Origin of the sequence: Methyloceanibacter methanicus (genome assembly GCF_001723285.1) — a bacterium.
GTDB lineage: Bacteria > Pseudomonadota > Alphaproteobacteria > Rhizobiales > Methyloligellaceae > Methyloceanibacter > Methyloceanibacter methanicus.
In genome coordinates this window covers 178,407-198,107 of sequence record NZ_LPWG01000011.1, presented here as the reverse complement: position 1 = coordinate 198,107, position 19,701 = coordinate 178,407, and the positions used below count along the sequence as shown (strand labels likewise).

Annotated in this window: 17 protein-coding genes; 7 read left to right on the top strand and 10 right to left on the bottom strand. The window is 60.9% G+C overall.

Features of this window, described 5'->3' with window-relative positions; all coding sequences use genetic code 11:
- Complete coding sequence (locus AUC68_RS08405; protein WP_069437221.1) at positions 1 to 948, bottom strand: homocysteine S-methyltransferase family protein; 948 nt, start codon at positions 946 to 948, stop codon at positions 1 to 3.
- Positions 949 to 1,157: 209 nt separating this feature from the next.
- Here AUC68_RS08405 and AUC68_RS08400 point away from each other — a divergent pair, with 209 nt between their 5' ends.
- On the top strand, positions 1,158 to 1,787 hold the full coding sequence (locus AUC68_RS08400; RefSeq protein WP_069437452.1) for a TetR/AcrR family transcriptional regulator: 630 nt from the start codon (positions 1,158 to 1,160) through the stop codon (positions 1,785 to 1,787).
- Between the two features lie 352 nt (positions 1,788 to 2,139).
- Here AUC68_RS08400 and AUC68_RS08395 read toward each other — a convergent pair whose 3' ends face one another.
- The 3 genes from AUC68_RS08395 to AUC68_RS08385 form a co-directional block, all read right to left on the bottom strand.
- Entirely contained in the window at positions 2,140 to 3,345 is a 1,206-nt protein-coding gene (locus AUC68_RS08395; protein ID WP_069437220.1) for an NAD-dependent formate dehydrogenase, read from the bottom strand.
- Positions 3,346 to 3,652: 307 nt separating this feature from the next.
- The gene (locus tag AUC68_RS08390) at positions 3,653 to 4,087 is read right to left on the bottom strand and encodes a CBS domain-containing protein (RefSeq protein ID WP_069437219.1); all 435 of its coding nucleotides are present in this window, start codon (positions 4,085 to 4,087) and stop codon (positions 3,653 to 3,655) included.
- Positions 4,088 to 4,220: 133 nt separating this feature from the next.
- Positions 4,221 to 5,093 carry a DUF2189 domain-containing protein gene (locus AUC68_RS08385; RefSeq protein WP_069437218.1) on the bottom strand — a complete coding sequence of 291 codons (873 nt, stop codon included), beginning with the start codon at positions 5,091 to 5,093 and terminating at the stop codon, positions 4,221 to 4,223.
- A gap of 488 nt (positions 5,094 to 5,581) precedes the next feature.
- Here AUC68_RS08385 and AUC68_RS08380 point away from each other — a divergent pair, with 488 nt between their 5' ends.
- Positions 5,582 to 5,824, top strand: coding sequence for a hypothetical protein (locus AUC68_RS08380; RefSeq protein WP_069437217.1), 243 nt, complete (start codon positions 5,582 to 5,584; stop codon positions 5,822 to 5,824).
- A gap of 191 nt (positions 5,825 to 6,015) precedes the next feature.
- Here AUC68_RS08380 and AUC68_RS08375 read toward each other — a convergent pair whose 3' ends face one another.
- Together AUC68_RS08375 and AUC68_RS08370 are read right to left on the bottom strand one after the other, a co-directional pair.
- A complete protein-coding gene (locus AUC68_RS08375) occupies positions 6,016 to 7,236 on the bottom strand; it encodes a type II toxin-antitoxin system HipA family toxin (protein WP_069437216.1) in 1,221 nt (406 codons plus the stop codon).
- On the bottom strand, positions 7,229 to 7,861 hold the full coding sequence (locus AUC68_RS08370) for a helix-turn-helix domain-containing protein (protein ID WP_069437215.1): 633 nt from the start codon (positions 7,859 to 7,861) through the stop codon (positions 7,229 to 7,231). Before AUC68_RS08370 ends, AUC68_RS08375 begins: the two co-directional genes overlap by 8 nt.
- A 323-nt stretch (positions 7,862 to 8,184) precedes the next feature.
- Between AUC68_RS08370 and AUC68_RS16410 the strand changes: the two genes are divergently transcribed.
- The 3 genes from AUC68_RS16410 to AUC68_RS16400 all read left to right on the top strand — a co-directional run bounded on the left by AUC68_RS16410 (position 8,185) and on the right by AUC68_RS16400 (position 9,493).
- Positions 8,185 to 8,562, top strand: coding sequence for an ankyrin repeat domain-containing protein (locus AUC68_RS16410; RefSeq protein WP_141701166.1), 378 nt, complete (start codon positions 8,185 to 8,187; stop codon positions 8,560 to 8,562).
- A 20-nt stretch (positions 8,563 to 8,582) separates the two neighbouring features.
- Positions 8,583 to 9,047 (top strand): transposase, encoded by a 465-nt coding sequence (locus tag AUC68_RS16405; RefSeq protein WP_141701165.1) that lies wholly within the window; start codon positions 8,583 to 8,585, stop codon positions 9,045 to 9,047.
- Positions 9,048 to 9,166: 119 nt separating this feature from the next.
- Positions 9,167 to 9,493 carry a hypothetical protein gene (locus AUC68_RS16400; protein WP_158008279.1) on the top strand — a complete coding sequence of 109 codons (327 nt, stop codon included), beginning with the start codon at positions 9,167 to 9,169 and terminating at the stop codon, positions 9,491 to 9,493.
- Between the two features lie 161 nt (positions 9,494 to 9,654).
- On the opposite strand, the gene AUC68_RS08360 is transcribed toward AUC68_RS16400, so the two are convergent.
- Together AUC68_RS08360 and gltS are read right to left on the bottom strand one after the other, a co-directional pair.
- A complete protein-coding gene (locus tag AUC68_RS08360) occupies positions 9,655 to 11,244 on the bottom strand; it encodes an alpha/beta hydrolase (RefSeq protein WP_069437214.1) in 1,590 nt (529 codons plus the stop codon).
- A 140-nt stretch (positions 11,245 to 11,384) separates the two neighbouring features.
- Complete coding sequence (gene gltS, locus AUC68_RS08355; RefSeq protein WP_069437451.1) at positions 11,385 to 12,590, bottom strand: sodium/glutamate symporter; 1,206 nt, start codon at positions 12,588 to 12,590, stop codon at positions 11,385 to 11,387.
- Between the two features lie 225 nt (positions 12,591 to 12,815).
- Here gltS and AUC68_RS08350 point away from each other — a divergent pair, with 225 nt between their 5' ends.
- Positions 12,816 to 13,835, top strand: coding sequence for a patatin-like phospholipase family protein (locus AUC68_RS08350; protein ID WP_069437450.1), 1,020 nt, complete (start codon positions 12,816 to 12,818; stop codon positions 13,833 to 13,835).
- A 5-nt stretch (positions 13,836 to 13,840) separates the two neighbouring features.
- Positions 13,841 to 15,289, top strand: a complete 1,449-nt coding sequence (locus AUC68_RS08345; protein WP_069437449.1) for a GntP family permease — start codon at positions 13,841 to 13,843, stop codon at positions 15,287 to 15,289.
- 26 nt (positions 15,290 to 15,315) lie between these two features.
- On the opposite strand, the gene AUC68_RS08340 is transcribed toward AUC68_RS08345, so the two are convergent.
- Together AUC68_RS08340 and AUC68_RS08335 are read right to left on the bottom strand one after the other, a co-directional pair.
- Positions 15,316 to 18,384: an efflux RND transporter permease subunit gene (locus tag AUC68_RS08340; RefSeq protein WP_069437213.1), complete on the bottom strand. Its 3,069-nt coding sequence runs from the start codon at positions 18,382 to 18,384 to the stop codon at positions 15,316 to 15,318.
- Positions 18,381 to 19,577 (bottom strand): efflux RND transporter periplasmic adaptor subunit, encoded by a 1,197-nt coding sequence (locus tag AUC68_RS08335; RefSeq protein ID WP_083240557.1) that lies wholly within the window; start codon positions 19,575 to 19,577, stop codon positions 18,381 to 18,383. The genes AUC68_RS08340 and AUC68_RS08335 overlap by 4 nt, the downstream gene beginning before the upstream one ends.
- Between the last annotated feature and the right edge of the window lie 124 nt (positions 19,578 to 19,701).

Here is a 19,701-nt window from a genome sequence, read left to right as displayed (position 1 = left end):
CTAAGCCGCCACTTTCGCGTGCAAGCGTTTTGAGACGCAGCCGACGTGCCGATGATCAGTTCCACAGCAACCACCCACAACGCGCAGGTTCGGCAACAATCCAACAAGGTCTGCATGAAGCGAACCAAACTCCTCAGGATCGCCATCGTCTAGAGACTCAGCCACGTCGAGTTCCGCGTGGCTCAGGCGAGATGCGTTCGCGCGAACGCCTCCGATCCGGCCGATCCAGTCTCCCCCCGCACATAGAGCGTCACGAAAGTGGTCGGGATGAGCGCAGTTCACCATGTAGTAGATCGGCGCTGTGCCAGTAGCAGCGTCGACGCGCCCAACCGCTTCCTCCAACGATTCGCCCGTTGGGAGGCATCCGTTGGTCTCCACCGTGAACGACACCACGATCGGCCGTCCCACCGCAATGGCCGCCTGCGCAATCCCGGTGGCCTCATTGATGTTGGTCATGGTTATTGCAGAAATCATATCAACACCGGCGCGTGCTAGGCAGTCAATTTGTGGCCGATGCAGGCGGTAGGCAAGCCCGGCCTCCGGCACTTCATCTGGCGCATAGCCATCGCCCGCAGGGCCGACGACACCGTTCAGCACGATCGGCGAAACACGAGACTGCCAGTTAGCGCGGATGTCCTTGGCGAAGGCAACGGCGTCTGCGGTCAGCCGCAGCATCTGATCCGCGGATTTGTCGAGTGCCGGTCCCCAGCGCGTACAGCCGCGCCACGTGTTCGTGTCGAGCACAAACCCTGTTTGTGCGTTCAGGGCCATCTTCAAGAATCTATCGAAATAGCTACGCATGGCCTGCCGCGCATCGTCGTCGTCCATCAGAACGATGGCAGCAAACTGGGGCGCTTCGAAACCCTGCTGGAAGAACAGCCACGTTTCGAATCCGCCATCGGTCAAGAACAGCCGGTCGGTTTTCAATAGCGCTTCTACGTACGACATCTGCCGCCTCCATACGGTGTGAACGTCAGACACGGTATGTAGGTCGAGCCCTCTAGGAGAAAAGTCGACTTGTGGTACAGGTCGCACAAGATAATTTTGCTGGGAGCGCCAGAGAGTTACGCGCTAGTAGATTGCCGGTTGCCATTGAGGGACGTAAAGTTCCGCACCGATGGTACTGTACTCGCAGTAGGGATTTGGAGGGCAACGTCGTGGCGCGTGGGGAGGAGACACGCAAAAGGATTCTGGACGTCGCTCAAGATGCCGTCCTGGCCAAGGGCTTCGATGCAACCTCAATTGATGAGATTGTGGTCAACGCCGAGCTAACAAAGAGCGGATTTTTCTATCACTTCAGGGATAAGAATGCACTCGCACTCGCTTTGATCGAGCGCCACATCGAAGTCGAGGATCAACTCTTCGACGACCTGCTTCAACGCGCGTACGAGCTCACGGAAGACCCTCTGCAAAGGGCATTGATCGCTCTCAAGCTATTGGCCGAATTGATTGAAGATATGCCCAATGGGCATCCCGGTTGCGTGGTGGCGACGGCGGTCTACCAGGATCGACTGTTCGACCGCGAGGTCCGCGAAGCGAACCGTCGCGCAGTTCTCGGCTGGCGCCGCCGGTTCCGCGCCATGTTCGACGATGTCGTCGCGGTCTACACCCCACATGACGACGTGGATTTGGACCAACTCGCGGACATGGTGAGCTCTGTCATTGAGGGCGGCATCGTCATGGCGCGCGCACTCGCGGAGCCATCAGTCACTGCTCAACAGATCATGCTGTTGCGCTCCTACGTGAATATGCTCTTCTCGCCACGAATCAAGCTGGCGGAGAAGTGAAGGTCAGTCCGTTCTTGGCACTTAGGGGACAGGCGTGCAGGCGCTAGGCAGGTCCGGTTTTGCAAGAGAGACGGACGCTCTTTGCAGTCCGAGCGAAGTTTTCCGCTGAACCCAACTAGCTATCAAGTGACTGATTTTTTGGAGGCCTCTCTTGCAATCAGCCCAGATGCATCCCAGAGCCTATCAAAGGTATTGCGAGCCCTGGAACATCGCCCCTTAGCTTGTGCTGCGGTCATCAGCGTACGCTTATCGGCAACCCAACCTGACCCCGAAGTTGTCTCCTTCCAGGTCGTTTCGATGCGCGTCCATGGAGATCGGCCCAAGCCGCCCCTGGCACATGCGAAGATCCAGTCTAGCTGGCCTTCTTGAACTTCACCGCCTCCTGGGCACCCTGCGTGGCATCGCCCGGTGTATAGGAGTGTGCGCCCGTGCCGGCCAACTTGCCACCCGCAACGATCAGGTATTCATCACGTAGCGGTCTACCGGCGAAGAAGTCCTCCAATATCTCACGCGTGCCCGCAGCATACCGTGCCTGAGCGGTCAAGCTTGTGCCGGAGACATGTGGAGTCATGCCGTGGTGTGACATCGTTCGCCAGGGATGGTCGCTTGGAGCCGGTTGCGGGAACCATACATCGCCCGCATAGCCCGCGAGTTGACCGCTCTCAAGCGCGCGCACGACGGCGTCGCGGTCGGCAATCTTGCCGCGGGCCGTGTTCACGAGATACGCGCCGCGTTTCATCTGCCCAATGAGTTCGTCGTTGAACATATGCTCCGTTTCGGGATGAAGCGGTGCATTGACCGTCACCACGTCACAGACCTCAACCAGAGCTTCGGCGCTCGGGTGATACTCCAACCCAAGCTCCTTCTCTATCTTGTTGGACAGGCGGTACTTGTCCGTATAATGCAGTTTGACGTCGAACGGTTTAAGCCGCTTCAACACCGCAAGCCCAATGCGGCCGGAACCGACCGTTCCAACGTGCATGCCTTCTAGATCGTATGCACGCTCGACGCAGTCGGCGATATTCCAGCCGCCCTTGATCACCCACTGGTACGACGGGATGTAGTTGCGCACCAGCGACAGGATCATCATCACCACGTGTTCGGCGACACTGATCGAATTGCAGAACGTCACCTCGGCGACAGTGATGTTCCTGTCGATTGCGGCTTGCAAATCGACATGATCCGAACCGATACCGGCAGTGATGGCGAGCTTCAGATTTTTGGCCTTGGCGATTCGCTCCTCGGTCAAATAGGCCGGCCAGAATGGTTGGGAAATCACCACATCGGCGTCCACCAACTCCCTCTCGAACTCGGAATCGGGTCCGTCCTTGTCGGACGTCACCACGAACTCGTGCCCGGCATCCTCGAGAAACTTGCGAAGTCCAAGTTCGCCGGAGACGCAGCCAAGCAAGTCGCCCGGCGTGAAGTCGACCGTGCTCGGGGTCGGTATCGTCATTCCGTCGGGGTAGCGATCGATTTTAGGGATGCCGTCTCGCGCATATTTGGGCGGGTAGCCATCGACGGGATCGTCGTAGAGGACACAAAGAACCTTTGCCATATTCAGCACTCCTTTGCGACATGGACTCGCGTGGGATGCTTCCGCCTGTGCCCGAAGCAGGAATCAACGACGACGTGTTGTCACATGCCGCTGTTTTGGGACCAGGACGCCGATTGAGACGATCGGCCAGATCCGCGTTCATTTCCAAAGCCGGCGGGCCTTTTTTTCTGATGCGCTAGCTCGACGCCGGCGTCGTGGCCGCGCCCTCTTAATGCGCCCCCTCGGACCGGACTGTCCGATCAATTCTGTGTATGGCCCATTATGTGGTGATCACAGGCTTCGCTGGCAACCTGCACGCGGCGCGCGGCTATCGATCGCCATGGATGAAGTGTTCCAACTGTTCAATTACGAATTGCTGATCGCTGATGACACTGTTGACCATGTCACCAATCGATACGAGCCCGACGACGCCCCCTCCTTCCAGCACCGGCAAGTGCCGAACGCCCCTTTTGGTCATGATCGCCATACACTCTTCCACCGTTTGGTCAGGTCGGACGCACGCAACGCGTGTTGACATGATGTCGGCAACCAACGTTCCCGACGATGTGCGTCCCTTCAACGCGATCTGGCGCGCATAGTGCCGTTCGGTGATGATACCCACAAGCTTTTCCCCCTCCATCACGACCAGCGACCCGACATTGTTGTCCGCCATCATTTGAAGGGCATCGAATACGAGCGCGCTTGGATGGATGACGTGGACCTCGCGTCCCTTTACGTCGAGAACATGTTTCACCAAGGTCATTGGACGTTACCTGTTAGCGCCATGAAGCCGCGCAAGAACAGTACATGTGCGGAGCTGGGGACCTTTCTCGCGAGCGCAGACGCTCATCGCCAGCCCTCCGCAACTTGCCATGGGCGCGTCATCCGTGTCCCGCTCATACGACCACCTTGCGGTACAAATGCCAGGTGGCATGCCCGAGTATCGGCAACACGATGATAAGGCCGATGAACGCCGGCAGAGATCCGATCGCCAGGCTACACGCAACGATGAAACCCCAAACGGCCATGGTGCCTGGATTCGTGGCGACGGCGCGAACAGAGGTAATTACGGCTCTGTAGAGCCCCACATCGCGGTCGAGCAGCAGCGGGAACGACACGACACTGATCGTAAGTACCAGCGCCGCGAAAAGGAAGCCAACGCCCATGCCGATAACAATCATCCACCAGCCCGTGCCTGTGGTAAAAACGTCGCTCGCGAATGCCGTGATGGAAGCCGGCTGCTCGGGTCCAACCGTGAACTGGAATATGGCATAGGCTGCGGCGAGCCAGAGCACGAAAACCCCAAGCAGGCCTATCCCCAACATCACGATCGCAGCGAAGGCCGGAGAGTGAGCCACGCCGAATGCGTCTACCCAGTTGACCGTGGCACCTTGCTCACGGCGGCGGCTCATCTCATACAGGCCCACTGCCACCACGGGACCGACGAGCGCAAAGCCGGACGCGAGCGGAAACAGCAGCGGCAGCACATCGTAGCCAATAGTGAACCACGCGAGCGCAAGGCCTATCACCGGGTACACGAGGCAGAGGAAGACGACGTCACTTCGGCACGCCTCGAAGTCGTCAATGCCTTGTGCCAGGGCCTCCCGGAGATCGGCGACGCCAATACGGCGGACCGTTGGCAGAGGAGCTTTCTGGGCTTCAGAACTACCCAGAAGCGCTTGCCCAATCGAGGCGGCCGATACGGCGGTGGCGCCGACTTGATGCCATATCCACTCAACGGGATTCCTAATATGTTGTGCGTCGGTCATCGTTGCTCCTCCCAAGAAAACCTGGTTCGAGCGGGTGCAAACTGTCCCCCGACGACTTACCGAACCGCGTGCGAACCGCGTGCGAACCGCGTCAAGCTCAGTAATTATACTCCCTTTTGCACAACAAGTCGTGCTGCGGCGCGGGAGGCGCTTGATTGTGAATCGGCGCGCAAAAGGTCTGGGTCGTCAGCAACTGTGAACATTTGACGGGTTTGTCGTAACGCAGGATTTTCGGCTCATCGTAGCCCTTGAGGGAGCGAAAATGAGACGAAAATCCGTGCCCTGGTCTAGTTGGGACAGGTTTGCCATATCGTGCCCGCAGCTTCTCCGGGGGCGCGGGTTTCTCAACTGATGCCGCGATACTTGGCGCGCGTGCGTTTCTGTCAATGCCCGGCCCGCACCGACCGTGTGGGGCATGACAGGTCCGCGTCTTCGCCCGCCGGCTTCGTCCGCGTTGATGAGAAACCGCTTACAACGGGAGGAGCAGTATGCGGATCAAAGACCTGATGGCTCACCTGGAGACCTACCATCCTGACGATCCCGTCGCGGCCTCGATCTGGCTTGGCCCTGATGTCGAGGCACGTGTTGCCGGTCTCGGCTGCTGCCTGACGGAGGATCAGATCGCCGATGTGCTTGCCGACGTTCACTACGACTTCGATGCCAATTACGGCATCAGATGGGACACGTTTGACGGCTACATCCGCGGCATGGCGGTGGACGAGGGCGCCTGATCGATTGCCGGTCGTGCTAGTGCCGGCATGGCCAGCCATGTGCGGTCAGAGCTGGTGGGCTACGGCTAACGCTACCGTACAGTCGAACCACAGAAATTCGCAAAATTGGCGAACTCACGCAGTGCTCGTGTACTAGCAAAGCATAAAACTCCTGCAACAATTCTCGCTTTACGCGAACTTTTGCAGGATGATTATATGCGTAATGTTTTGAGATGCGCATCGATTCTCGCGGTCACGCGCTTGTATTGCGGTAGGTGATCCTTCTCGGCCTGCCACACCTCATGGAACCGTGCCACCGTTTGCTTGGCGGTATCGAGCACAAGCTTTTCGGGGAGGCCGGCTTTGCCGGCGAGATAGGAGAGTTCATCCAGCGTATAGCTGTCAAACCGCTTCGAGCGCGCAAATTTCAGTGCGGTCTCTTCATCCTCTATGTAGGGGATCGTGGACACCAAGTCATAGGCCGGCGACAAGGCAGCGTTGCGCCGATCCGGATAGATCAGCGACCAGTTTTTTAAGTGCATATCGGCATTGCCGGTCAGCGTGCAGAACGTCAAGCGGCGGATGAACTCTTCGATTCCAGCTTCGCCTGTTTCTGCGGCGAGGACCGTCGCGACATTGCGATAGCTCGCCTTTCTATATTTGTCGTCGTGATATACGCGGAAGATTTGCGCAAAGTCCTCTGTATGCACGGGGCCATCCGGCGTTCGGTCGAAACGTTTGATCGCAAAGGCCTGACCCTTTAGATCACCGATGCCTTCCGGTAAGCCCCTAATCGCGTCGATGTCGATCAAAGTGATTTCCGGTACATCGATACCGACAAGTCTCGCGATCGTAAGCATCGCGAATTCATTTTCGGGGACGCCTTCGAACCGCGCAGAAGGCAGTTTAACGATCCATGATCCGCCAACGCCTCTTGCCGGGATCGTCAGCCCCTTGTTCGCCTGACCGTCATTAACGGCCGAAAACTTTAGCTGAATACCGGCGAGCGAAAACCGCAGAGCATTCTCCCGTTTTTCCGCGGGAGTCTCGGCGTCCGAGTTTTCGATGTCGATCGGCCACGCTTCATCATCGGCTGATTCAACAGTGATTGCGCCTGATAGGTCACGGCCCAGTGCCCAAAGCAGGAAGAACTCGCGCTTTTGGTTCACGCCAGCTTGGTGCGCGAGATATTCCCGTAAATGACCTTCGGGCAGGAGGTTTGAGAAATAGGGAAGAAGGCGCGTTTGCGTGACAGGCAACTGCGTGATTAGCTGTCCGAAATCATCCTTGAAGCCGAGACTCAGGGTAGGGCGGTTTTCATCGGCGGCATACTCTTCCGTGAAGGCGAATAGCGCTCGATCACTTTCCAAGTAAGTCAGCGTTCCAATCGTCTCGCCATAAAGCTTCACATTGAGAACAGAGACGCTAGCCATGATCGTCCCCCTCGTCTTCGTCGAGGCGGTAGGCCGGACGTGGCAGAATCGTTGTTTGCGGGATGTCGTGAACGAGCTGATTGCGAAGAGCCTGAGCCGAGCGCGCGGCCTCCTGCAAAAACTTGATTTGCTCAGCGGGAAGCGACGCCGCTTTGGCGATGTCACGATTGGATTCCGTGAGTTTCTGAATCTCGCGGATTGGTTTGGCGAGTTCCCGAACCGCTTCCAGCTCTTTGCCGATGTTGAGGTTCTTAAATGCCCGGAAGCTGTTTTGCAGTTGGGTCAAAACACTGAGATCAGGATAGGCGGTCCGTAATCTTTTGAGTGTGTCTAGCGTGCGGTTGAGTTCTTTCAACGCAGGGACGGGAACTGGCGAGGGACCAACACTGCGAACGACATTGTTGACGGCAGGAAGGGCCTTGCGCGGCACGAGCTTCAGTTCCAAGTCGAGCGCGCGCGCTAGTTCGATCAAACTAGATAGCCTGATATCAGCGCCGCCGCTTTCAATCTTCGAGATATGACTTTGCGGCACGCCAGTGCGAGCGCTCAAGGCCCTCTGGCTAAGGCCCTTGGCTTCCCTGGTGCTCTTGAGCGCGTCGATTATATCCTGCGTAGCATAGGTCATGATATGTTTCTCTATATCAAATCGTTCATTTGATATAGTTTAGCATATCACAAAATCGAGGGCCGTGTCCATGCATGATATGCAATAGCCTATCACTATGAGCATTTGATCTGTCAAAGCAGATAAAATGTGGGCGGGAACGAGTTGATTTTGCTGCGCTTCATGACGCGCAGACTGCCCCTTCAAAGCGAAGCGGCAGGCACGCCTTGAGTGCTACACACGCAATAATTTTTAGTATTCGAGCACCCTCGCGGGGTATTATTGAATAAGTATCTACAATAGGCTAAATATTAATCTTCAATAGTTGGGGGGATGAGTTATTTATGAATAAGATACTATCAAAAATATTCTTAAGGCAAACAACACGCTCTCCGAAAGAGATGTTGCGCCAGGGATTATACCGTAATGATCTCGATCAGGTCAGGCAGGCGATAAAGAATGGCGTGGACGTCAATTCAGTTATCGATGCTCCGCGTGACAGACCCCTTCATCTTGCAGTGGATTACGCAGATGACCACATCGTTTTGGAGCTCATTGAAGCCGGCGCACGCGTTGAACTTGCAAGGCATGAATACCCCTGCCGCACTTTCCCATTGTCGCATTACGCGGAATTAGCAGGCCGTCGAAACTTGGCTAAGCTGTTTCGTGAGATAGAAGAAGTCCGTAAAAAACCTAGAGCGAATAACTCTCCGAACCCCTGATCACGCAAGGAGCACTTGCTATGGCGACCGAAACGGTGATTGGCGGAGCTGCAGCATCTCTGTCGCTTCTGGATAATCTTTATACACTCGTCAAAAATGCAAAGGACAAAAAGGGCGGAGAAGAACTCTCCACCGCTGAGATTGTCAAGCAGTTGCCAGCGGAAGCCTTCAGCGTCGCAAAGCAAGTATCCGCACAGCTCATAGCGCTTGAAAAGAAAATGAAGAAAGCCGGCGTAGACCTTGAGACGCCGGTAGGCGAACTGGAGAGCAAATATGATTGGTGGAAACGCAAGCAGTATTCGCCGGAGTTCAAGGCGAAGGTGGCCCTTGAAGCTTTGAAGGGCGAGGAGGCAGTATCGGAACTGGCAAGCCGGTTCGGTATCCAGTCGACGATGATCCATCAATGGAAACGGGCGCTGCTGGATGGCGCGTCCGGCGCGTCCGAGCGTGGCGGCCTGTTGCTCACCCCGCCCGAGAGGGCATAATCAGGCCGGGACTCTAATCCCTGTCGGGGAAAAGTTCAGTGGCAAGTCAGTGGCCATCAACAAAGGCGTCGCCTGGAAAAGGAAGCCTTAGGCGATCGGAATGGCTTGAGAAGGGCGTGTTGAAATCTTTCGGCTATACAGTCGGTAGCGTAAATGGCGAACCTCGGCGGGTGCGGCGACATATTCTGATTGAACTGTTCCGCGGTGCGGTCCCGACCGCTTTTCCGTTGGACTATCTCCAGGGGTGGGGCGAACCATCATCCACTTCGCGTCTTCGTAAGATGGCGGAGGCGATCGCGGGTCTAACGCGCAACGCGAAGCGACAACAAGGCTTGCGCATGGCAGCCGCCATTGAGGATTGGGAGGCAGATTTGGATTTTCTCTACCAGGAAATTTATGTGGGCAGATTTGGTTTCCAGTGGCCATCAACCATATTGGCCCGGTAGCGCTCGGACTGCCTCTCCCGGCAGGTTCGCTCGCCCGACCAGCCCAAAGGCTCCCCAGAGTCTACCAAAGGTGTTGCGTGCCCCCGCAACCAATTTCATCGAACCGGTCACTTTCACTCCGCACTGGAAGCGTCGCCGCGCGCCGGTCGGGGACCGCGGCGTTACCAGGAGCCGCTGTGTCTGGCTGCATCGGTCTCGATCACCGTGGCGAGCCGCTTCGCGTCCTCATCGGTCCAGTCCTCGGGGGCGGTGACGGCACTCCAGGCCGAGATGTAGTCGGCCACCGCGTAGTCGTGTCCGTGTCCCGGCGGGACCTCCGCCGACAACATCATGTCGATCCCGACCTGCAGGGCGGTGATGATCGGATACCAGCGCAAGAGCGGCGAGACATCCTCCCCACGCGGGGGAACCAGCCATTCGGGCTGCCGGTAGAACATGCTCTCCTCGAAGAAGACGATCGCGTCGCTGGGGTAGACGATGTAGACCATGCGGACCCGACCCCAGTCGGCCGCGGCCTTGCTCGCATCGCCGCCATGGCCGATCACGCGGAAGTTCGCGCCGTCCTCGAACACCGGCCGCCACGAGGGCGATCCTTCGTCCCGGTCGCGCTGAATGGCGCGCCAGATCCGATTGCGAAACGGCGGGCCCGACCAGACGGCCCCGTCGAACGAATCCCCAAGCCAGGCGTGTATCGGCGGCGAGTCTTCCGAGGCGAGCGAACCAAGGCTGAGGCCGAAGAGATAGAGCCTCGGACGGCTGTCTTCGGGCAGCCCTTTCCAGTAGCGATAGACGGTCCTGAACAAGGCAGCCGCCGAGGCTTGCGACCGGCCGGGTTCGAGGACCAGCGAGAACGGGCTCTCCAAGTAGGAATACTGAACGGCGACAGTCGCGATGTCGCCGTCATGCATATATTCGAGCGGCGCGATGCCGTTATTGTCGACCCAGCCGGTGCCCGTCGGTGTCGCGATGACCAGCATCGACCGGGAGAACGCGTCCATACGGATCAAATCCGCCAGTGCCGCCTCGGCCTGTTCGTCAGGCGTGTCCGCGGCGCGGAGCCCGGCATAGACGCGGATCGGCTCAAGGGCGTGGCGTCCGGTGAAGACCTCGATGTCCGATTTTCTCGGTCCCTCCGTGACGAAGCGTTTGCCGGCCCGGCCAAGCTCCTGCCAGGCGATCGAAGAGCCCGGACCGCCCGATCGGGTATCCACGGTCGGCACGGCGGCTCCCGGCGGATCGGTCACGTCCACGAGCGCTTGGGCGCGGTCGATCGCGCTGATCGCGGCGCTGACCAGCGTGCCGTTGACGATCGTGATCAACAGCACAACGAAGATCAGGGCGCCGAGCAAGCCTGCGATCCGCCGTGGCATCCAGCGGTAGACCCAGGCCGACGCCATTCGGACTCCGCCGGTCACGAGCCGGCCCAGAAGGAGCAGCAGGACCGCCGAAATGGCCGCGATCAGCAGCACCATGAGGAGATTTGCCGTCTCGGCCGGCGGCATGTTCAGCCGAGCCCGGACTTCGTCCTGCCAGGCGGCCGCCTGCGGCACGTAGATGACCGCGGCAACGGCACAGGCAACAGCCAGCACGATATTCGCCGCTCGGCGCCAGGGGCGCGGCACTTCAGGCAATTCGAGATAGCGCCAAAGAACCACGCCGCCGTGTCCGATGGCATAGCCGATGGCGAAAGCCAATCCGCCAAGGAGCCCCTGAAAGATCGGAGGGCGCGGGATCAGGGACGGCGTGAACATCAGGCGAAGAAAATGACGCCGACAAAGACCCCCACGTAAGAGGGAAGCCACCAAGGGGATGCGTCAGAAGCGGCTGCCGCGGAGGGTTTGCTTTTGGTCATGCGTTCCGAAGGGTCTAGGGCCAAGCTGCGTGTCCGACGCTATGACCCGACGAAGAGTTGAATGACAACCGCATTCGCCAAGTCCACGAAGAACGCCGAAACGAGCGGCAGCACAATAAACGCCAATGGGCTCGGACCGAAATGCTTCGTGACCGCGCTCATATTGGCGATCGCGGTCGGGGTCGCGCCCAGCGTGAACCCGGCGAAACCGGCCGACAGGACCGCGGCAAAGTAGTTGCTTCCCATGAGGCGGTAGAAGACGAAAAGGATGAACAGCGCCGCCAGCGCCGCTTGCAGGAGGGTTGTCGTAATCAACAAGCCGGTGGAGCCGCTGAGCGTCCACATTTGCATGCTCATGAGCGACATCGCCAGAAAGACCGAAAGACTGAAGTCGGACACGAGCGCCAATGCGGGCGACCGGGACGGCCATTTCAGGTTCGGGATCAGCGAGGGGACCGTATTGGTGAGGACGATCCCGGCCAACAGACACGGGACGAAAAGCGGCAGCATGACGCCTGCTTCTTGCAGCGCAACGTGTGCGGCGTACCCTGCGATGATGGCGATATTCGCCACGAGCAGAGACCGGATGACATCCACGTAGTCGAAATGGTCCGTGCGTTCGTCGTTGTCTACGATTACGAAGGCCGCTTCCTGATCCGGGTCGGACTTCAGGTCGTTCTTCTCGATAAGATACTTGGCGATCGGACCTCCGAGCAGGCTGGCAACGATCAGTCCCATCGTCGCCATGGCGACTCCGAGCTCCGCCGCTCCCGCCACGTTGCGGGCCTCGGCGATCCTCGGTCCCCACGCGATGGCGGTGCCATGTCCGCCAATCAGCGATGCGGTTCCAAGCAGGACGCCCACCTGGCTGGGCAATCCCCAGAGAAGCGCCACGGCCGCGCCCGCGAGGTTCTGCAGCAGCATGAAGACGACGGTGGCACCGAGCATCAATGCGAGTGGCAGACCGCCGCGAACCAGGTCTGCGAAGCGCGCATTCAGTCCGACTGTCGTGAAGAAGTAGACGAGCAGCGCGTCGCGCGCGCTGAGATCGAATGAAATTTCCCGGCCGAAGAATGCGTAGAGTGCCCAGGTCGTCAACGCGACGGCGATCCCGCCGCTGACGGGCTCGGGGATGTTGTAGTCGGCGAGGAAGCGGATCTTCTTGGTCAGGTACTGTCCGGCAAAGAAGACGACAAAGCCGACCGTAAGCGCAATGAAGGAGTTGATTTCAATCGAATGTGTCATGCCGGATGAGATGCTTGTGTGGTTTCCGCCGCGCAGCTGCGTATCCATACGGCAAACGGGCGCTCACCACTACCAGATGCGGGCACGACACTGTCGGTATCCGCGCTGTCGGTTCGGGCCGCAATGGCGAGGGGGCCCGCTGGGCATGCCGGCGCTTCTCGACACGCCATAGGGAGGTGTGTACCGTCGGCGCGTTTCCTGGGTCCTGTTGCTTGCATGGTGGCCATGAGCCGTAGCCCGATCCTGGTCGATCTCGCACTTCAAGGTGGCGGCGCGCACGGCGCTTTCACCTGGGGCGTGCTGGACCGCCTTCTCGAAGAAGACTGGTTGAAGATCGAAGGCATCTCCGGGACGTCCGCCGGCGCGATGAATGCCGCTGTGCTGGTCTCGGGCCATGCGGCGGGCGGCGCGGCGGGCGCCAAGGCCAGCCTCGAGGCGTTTTGGCGCAGCGTGTCGGACGCCGCCAGATTCAGCCCGTTCAGGCGCAGCCCCTTCGACATCCTCTCGGGCCAATGGACGCTCGACAATTCGCCCCTGTTCATTGCCTTCGACCTCATGGCGCGGATCGTGTCGCCCTACGATCTCAATCCCAACGGGTTGAACCCCCTGTCCGATGTGTTGGCCGAATGCATCGATTTCGATCTGATCGACCGGGCCCCGATCAAATTGTTCGTGACGGCCACGAATGTGCGCACCGGGCGCGGGCGCGTGTTCCGGAACGCGGAACTCACGCCGGACGTGCTCTTGGCCTCGGCCTGTCTGCCGGCCATGTTCCAGGCGGTCGAGATCGATGGGGAGGCTTATTGGGACGGCGGCTTCGCCGGCAATCCGACCATCACCCCGCTCGTCCAGGAGTGCGATTCCACGGACACGATCCTCGTGCAGGTGAACCCGGTCGAGCGGCCCGGCACGCCACGTTCGGCCCGCGAGATCGTCAATCGCGTCAACGAAGTGTCCTTCAACGCGACCCTCCTGAAAGAGCTGCGGATGATCGCCGTCCTTCGCCAGGTGACCGATCCGGGCAATGCCGAAGGGGCCCGCTGGGCGAACATGCGCATTCACCGCATCGCGAGCGATCTCATGAAGGAGCTCGGCTACTCGTCCAAGCTCAACGCCGAGTGGGAGTTCTTGACCATGCTTCGCGACGAAGGGCGGCGCACGGCCGGAGCCTTTCTCGACGTCCATGCCGACGATCTCGGGTCGCGCTCGACGTTGGACCTTCAGCACTTCGTCGGGCCCGTGTGATGCTGCTGGGTTTGCTCGGCATCCTGATCGCGCTGGGCCTGCTCATGTGGCTGTCGTTTCGCGGCTGGAGCATCCTCCTGCTTGCGCCCGCCGCCGCACTCCTCGCCGCATTCGCCTCGCGCGAGCCGCTGCTTGCCCATCTCACGCAAATCTTCATGAGCGGCGCGGCCCAGTTCCTCGCGCAGTTCTTCCCCCTCTTCCTGCTCGGGGCGCTGTTCGGGAAGCTGATGGAGGACAGCGGTTCGGTCGAGGTGATCGCCCGGTTCATGACGCAGAAGCTCGGAAAGGCCCGGACGATCCTCGCGGTCGTGCTCGGCGGCGCTGTCGTCACCTATGGCGGCGTCAGCCTGTTCGTTGCGATTTTCGTCCTCGTGCCGATGGCGCAAGGCCTGTTCAAGACGGCCGCCATTCCGCGGCGGCTTATGCCAGGGACCATCGCGCTCGGAACGATGACATTCACGATGTCGGCGCTCCCGGGGACGCCGGCGCTGCAAAACGCCATCCCGATGCCCTTCTTCGGTACGACCCCGTTCGCCGCTCCTGGGCTCGGCATCATCGCCGCCGCCATCATGCTCGGCTTCGGCCTGTGGTGGCTCTCACGGGTGGAAGCCGCGGCCCGGCGCGCGAGCGAAGGGTTCGACGAAGAGACAGGCCCCGAACTGTCCGCCGACGATCCGAGCCTCCGCGAGCGGGCGGCCATCGCCAGCGAGTTCGACCCGGCCGAACTTCCGCACGGGCGCCACACGCGCTCCGATCCGAGTTTCGTTGTCGCCTTGGCTCCGCTCGTTGTCGTCATCCTGGTCAACCTCTTGATGAGTGTTGCCGTGCTTCCGCGCCTCGACACAAGCTTCCTCGCCGAAGAGAAATGGGGCGCGACATCGCTTGCAGGCGTCGGTGGCGTATGGGCCGTGGTGGTTGCCCTGTTCGTGGCGATCGTCACGCTCGTAGTGCTCAACTATCGCCGGCTGCCGTCGTTGCGCGAAACCATGGATGCGGGGGCGACCGCCTCGGTCTTGCCCGCGTTCAGCGTCGCGAGCCTCGTCGGCTTCGGCGCGGTGATCGCCGCCCTGCCTGCCTTCGGCCTCGTCCGCGATTGGGTCCTCTCCATCGGCGGCGGCCCGCTCGTATCGCTTGCCGTCGCGATTAATGTTCTCGCCGCACTGACCGGATCGGCCTCAGGCGGCATGACCATCGCGCTCGATACGCTCGGCCCCACCTATATGCGCCTTGCGGGCGAGGCCGGCATCGATCCGCAGCTGCTCCACCGCGTCGCGGTGATCAGCGCCGGCACGCTGGACAGCCTTCCGCACAACGGCGCCGTCGTGACACTGCTCGCCGTTTGCGGCGTCACGCATAAGGAGAGCTATCTGGACGTGTTCATGGTCGCGATCGTCGGGGCCGTCCTTGCCCTTGTCGCGGTTATTCTGCTCGGCTCGGCGCTGGGCTCGTTCTGAGCGTTGCGCCGGGACACAGCAAGACTCTAGGCAGCCGAGGTTGGCGTCTCGGAGCGCGTCCGTTCGCTCCGCTCGAACCAGGTGACGTATAGGGTCGGCAGGAAGATCAGGGTCAGCACGGTCGCAACGAGCAGCCCGCCCATGATCGCGAAGGCCATGGGACCCCAGAAGACCGTGGGCGCGATGGGAATCATCCCAAGGATCGTCGAGATCGCCGTCAGGACGATGGGGCGGAAGCGCGCGCTGCTGGCATCGATGGCGGCTTCGCGGACCGGCTTGCCCTCGGCGCGCTCCGACTCGATCTGGCCAATCAGGATCACGGCGTTCTTCGTGATCATGCCGATCAAAGCGAGAATGCCCAGAATGGCCACGAAACCCAGCGGACGTCCCGAGACCAGAAGCGCCCCCACCACGCCGATCAGACCGAGCGGCGCGACACTGAGCGCAATCAGCAGGCGTTGGAAGCTCTGGAGCTGGAACATCAGGATCGTGATCATGATGAGCAGCATCAGGGGAATCACGGCGATGACGGAGGCCTGAGACTTCTGGCTCTCTTCGACCGTGCCGCCGACGGCGATGTGGTAGGCCGGCGGGAGTGTCTTGTTTAGCTCCTCGACCTTCGGCGTGAGTGCCGTGACGATCGACTCCGGAAGGACGCCCGGGGCGACATCGGCCTGCACTGTCAGCGTCGGCACGCGATCGCGGCGCCACACGACCGGCGCGGCCTGCGTATACTCGAACGTCGCGAATTGGCTCAAGGCAACCGTGCTTCCGTTCGGCAGCGGAACCGGCAACTGCCGGAGGGTCGCGAGCGATGCGCGTTCCTCGTCCGTCGAGCGCACGACAACGTCCACGAGATAGATGTCGTCGCGCACCTGCGAGATGGGAACGCCAGTGATGACGGTGTTCAGCACGCTCGCGAGCGCATCCGAGCTCAGCCCGAGCAGCCGCGCCTCGTCCTGGTCGATCTTTATGCGCACCTCCCGCGCCGGCTCGATCCAATCGAAATTGACGTTCTCCGCCGAGGGGTCGGAGGCGACCACGTCGGCGAGTTGCCGCGCGATCTCGCGCACCTGGCTGAGGTCGGGACCGCTGACCCGGTATTGAACCGGCCAACCCACGGGCGGTCCAAGCTCAAGCGGATAGATCCGGGCAACAACGCTCGGGAACTGATTGGCGAGCGCGTCTTCCAGCTTCTTCTTCAGCCTGTCGCGGGCAGGGACGTCCTTCGCCACGACGACGGCCTGGGAGAAGAAGTTGCTCGGCAATTGCACGTCGAGCGGCAGGTAGAAGCGGATGGCGCCCCGGCCCACATAGGTGCTCCAACGGTCGACGTCCGGATCGTTCTTCAGGAGCGCGTCGAAACGCTCGGCGGTGACCTTGCTCGCTTGAATGGAGGCGTTTTGGGGAAGGGTCAGGTCGACGAGAAGCTCGGGCCGGTCCGAGGACGGAAAGAACTGATTGGGGATCAGCGGAATGGCGAGGACCGACAGTCCGAACACACCGACGATGGCGGCGAGCGTGAGCCAGCCCGCGTGAACGGCCCTGGTCACCATGCGGCGGTACCAGCCCAGAACGCCGCCGCTTTCGGAAGCTTCGACCTGCTCCTTCGGCGGGGTCAGGATCATCGCACCCAAGAGCGGTGCGAAGACGACGGCCACGAACCAGGAGACGAGAAGGGCGATGGCGACGACGGCAAAGAGCGAGAAGGTATATTCGCCCGCCGAGCTCGCCGCGAAGCCGACCGGAACGAAACCGGCAATGGTCACGAGCGTGCCGGCCAACATCGCCACGGCATAGGTCTGGAAGGCGAAGGTCGAAGCCGCGAAGATGCCGTCTCCCTTCGCCAATCGACCAAGGGTCGCGTCGGTGGTCGTCATCGCATCGTCCACGAGAAGCCCCAACGCGATGATGAGCGCCCCAAGGGAGATCCGCTGCATGTCTATTCCGACGACGTCCATGACCAGGAATACGATGACGAGCGTGAGGGGGATGGCGAGCGCAACGACGAGGCCCGGCCGAATGCCGAGGCTGATGAAGCTCACCGCTAGGATGATCGCAACGGCTTGCCAGAGCGAGGCCGTGAATTCCGATATGGCGTCGTCGACCGTCACCGCTTGATCGGCCACCAAGACCGGTTCGATTCCCACGGGGAGATCGGCCGTGATGACCGTCATGGTCTCCTTGATTTCGTCGCCCAGAGCCAGAATGTCGCCGCCGTCCTGCATGGCGATGGCAAGGCCGATCGCGGGTTCGCCGTTGACCCGGAACTGCGGCTGAGGCGGATCGACATAGCCGCGCCTGATCTGCGCGATATCGCTAAGGCGCAGCATCCTTCCATCGATCGCGAAGTTGACGGCGGCAATGTCGGCTTCGGAGCGAAAGTTCCCCGAGACCCGCACGGACACCGTCTCGACACCTGTCTGGATGACGCCGGCCGGCCTCACCGTGTTTTGGGCCCGAAGGGCTGCGAGCAGGGCGGAACGGTCGATACCGAGGCTCGCCAGCTCCTTCATCGAGAACTCGATGAAGATCTGTTCGTCCTGCGCGCCGAGGATTTCGATCTGCGAGACGTCGGGAAGGCTCAAGAGCTTCGCGCGCACGTCCTCCACATAGTCCCTGAGTTCGCGCCGTGTGAAGCCGTCCGCCGTGAAGCCGTAAATGATGCCGAACGTGTCGCCGAACTCGTCGTTGAAGAACGGCCCGAGCGTTCCTGGCGGCAGGGTGTGCCGCATGTCGCCGATACTCTTGCGAACCTGATACCACGTGTCGGCAACCTCGGCGGCGGAAGCGCTTCCTTCGAGATTGACGAAGATCGTGGTGACGCCCGGTGTCGTCATGCTTCGGAGGAAGTCGAGATGCGGCGTCTCCTCCAATGTCCGCTCGAGACGCTCCGTCACCTGATTGAGCGTGTCGTCGATCGTGGCTCCGGGCCAAACCGCGTTGACCACCATGGTCTTGATGATGAAGGTCGGGTCTTCGGCCCGGCCCAGCCGGTTATAGGCGAGGACGCCCGCCGCGACGGCGACGATCATGAGATAGATGACCACCGAGCGGTGGTTGAGTGCCCACTCCGACAGGTTCAGGCGCGTCATGAACCGGATCCGAGTATTCGGACTTTTTGGTCTGGGCGCAGGGCCTGGACGCCGGCCGTGACCAACACATCTCCCACATCCAATCCCTGATCGACCGTCACGGTGGTTGGGTTGAACCGCAGCACCGAGATGTTCCGGAGCCTGACGACCGAGGTATCGGGATCGACGATCCAGACGGCGGGCTTACCCTCGGACTCCGTAAGCGCGCTCGACGGAATCTCGATCATCGGTTCGGCATCGCTTGCCATCGTACCGGTCACGGTGGCGCCGAGCCGCATGGCCTCCGGCACGTCACTCAGGCCGACCTTGACCCGGAAGGTCCGCGTGACGGGATCGGCTTGGGGCGATACTTGCCGGACCCGGCCCATCGCCGTGACGGAGGGTGCGTCCGCAAGGTGCACTGCGATCACCGGATCGGCCGGCGGGGAGCGCAGGACTTGCGCCGGCACGTCGAAGACCGCATCGCGCCCGTCCTCCCGCGCGAGCGTGACGATCATCTGTCCCGCCTGAACGACTTCGCCCGCGTCGGCGCCGACCGCGGTCACCACGCCCTCGGCATCGGCCGTGAGTTGGGTGAAACCGACCTGGTCATGAGCCTTGGCAAGCTGTGCCTCGGCGGCCTCGACCTGCGCCTCAGCCGTTCTCAGCTCGCGTTCGGCCTGGTCGAAATTCGCGCGCGTGGTCCATCCTTGGGCCAACAGAGTCTCCTGGCGCTCGAAATGATTCTGTACCTGGGTCTGCTCCGCGAGCGCCGCATTGAGACTGGCCTTCGCAGAGCGCAGTGCATTGGCCTCGTTGTCAGAATTAAGCTCCGCCAGGATCTGCCCCGGCTTGACGGCGTCTCCGACCGACACGGGCCGCGAGAGGATCTGGCCAGACAGGCGAAACCCCAGCGAAACTTGGTCGAGGGCTTCCACCCGGCCGGTCATAACCACCGGGACGCCCTTGTCGCTCTTCTCTAGCGTGACGGTGCGCACGGGGCGCGCCGGCGCTTCGTCCTCTTCCGGCGTGGCATCGCATCCCGCCACCAGAAGGGCGAGCCCGATGGCAAGGCCGAGCCGGACTGCGGCGGCGGGGAGCCGTTGGACGGCCCCCTTGCCCGCGTGCGCAGTTGGACGCCTGAAGGACGTGGACCTTTGCCTGATGCGGTCGTCGGAAGACGGGAGTGACGAGCGACAAATTTCGGCGGACATCGTGGCATGCGTCCTTGTTCCGTTGCCATACGGGTGTAGGCAGCCGGATGTAGGCCGTCAAGGCTGGTCGTCCGCTCCGCGTCTCGACGGCGGAGACAAAGGCGACTCGAACGCAATGGGAGCC

Coding starts and splice junctions, on each gene's coding strand:
- AUC68_RS08340 (WP_069437213.1), bottom strand. CDS start 18,384: ATGACGCGCCTGAACCTGTCGGAGTGGGCACTCAACCACCGCTCGGTG.
- AUC68_RS08390 (WP_069437219.1), bottom strand. CDS start 4,087: ATGACCTTGGTGAAACATGTTCTCGACGTAAAGGGACGCGAGGTCCAC.
- AUC68_RS08335 (WP_083240557.1), bottom strand. CDS start 19,577: ATGTCCGCCGAAATTTGTCGCTCGTCACTCCCGTCTTCCGACGACCGC.
- AUC68_RS08370 (WP_069437215.1), bottom strand. CDS start 7,861: ATGACCTATGCTACGCAGGATATAATCGACGCGCTCAAGAGCACCAGG.
- AUC68_RS16405 (WP_141701165.1), top strand. CDS start 8,583: ATGGCGACCGAAACGGTGATTGGCGGAGCTGCAGCATCTCTGTCGCTT.
- AUC68_RS08360 (WP_069437214.1), bottom strand. CDS start 11,244: ATGTTCACGCCGTCCCTGATCCCGCGCCCTCCGATCTTTCAGGGGCTC.
- gltS (WP_069437451.1), bottom strand. CDS start 12,590: ATGACACATTCGATTGAAATCAACTCCTTCATTGCGCTTACGGTCGGC.
- AUC68_RS08350 (WP_069437450.1), top strand. CDS start 12,816: ATGAGCCGTAGCCCGATCCTGGTCGATCTCGCACTTCAAGGTGGCGGC.
- AUC68_RS08385 (WP_069437218.1), bottom strand. CDS start 5,093: ATGACCGACGCACAACATATTAGGAATCCCGTTGAGTGGATATGGCAT.
- AUC68_RS08405 (WP_069437221.1), bottom strand. CDS start 948: ATGTCGTACGTAGAAGCGCTATTGAAAACCGACCGGCTGTTCTTGACC.
- AUC68_RS16410 (WP_141701166.1), top strand. CDS start 8,185: ATGAATAAGATACTATCAAAAATATTCTTAAGGCAAACAACACGCTCT.
- AUC68_RS08375 (WP_069437216.1), bottom strand. CDS start 7,236: ATGGCTAGCGTCTCTGTTCTCAATGTGAAGCTTTATGGCGAGACGATT.
- AUC68_RS08380 (WP_069437217.1), top strand. CDS start 5,582: ATGCGGATCAAAGACCTGATGGCTCACCTGGAGACCTACCATCCTGAC.
- AUC68_RS08395 (WP_069437220.1), bottom strand. CDS start 3,345: ATGGCAAAGGTTCTTTGTGTCCTCTACGACGATCCCGTCGATGGCTAC.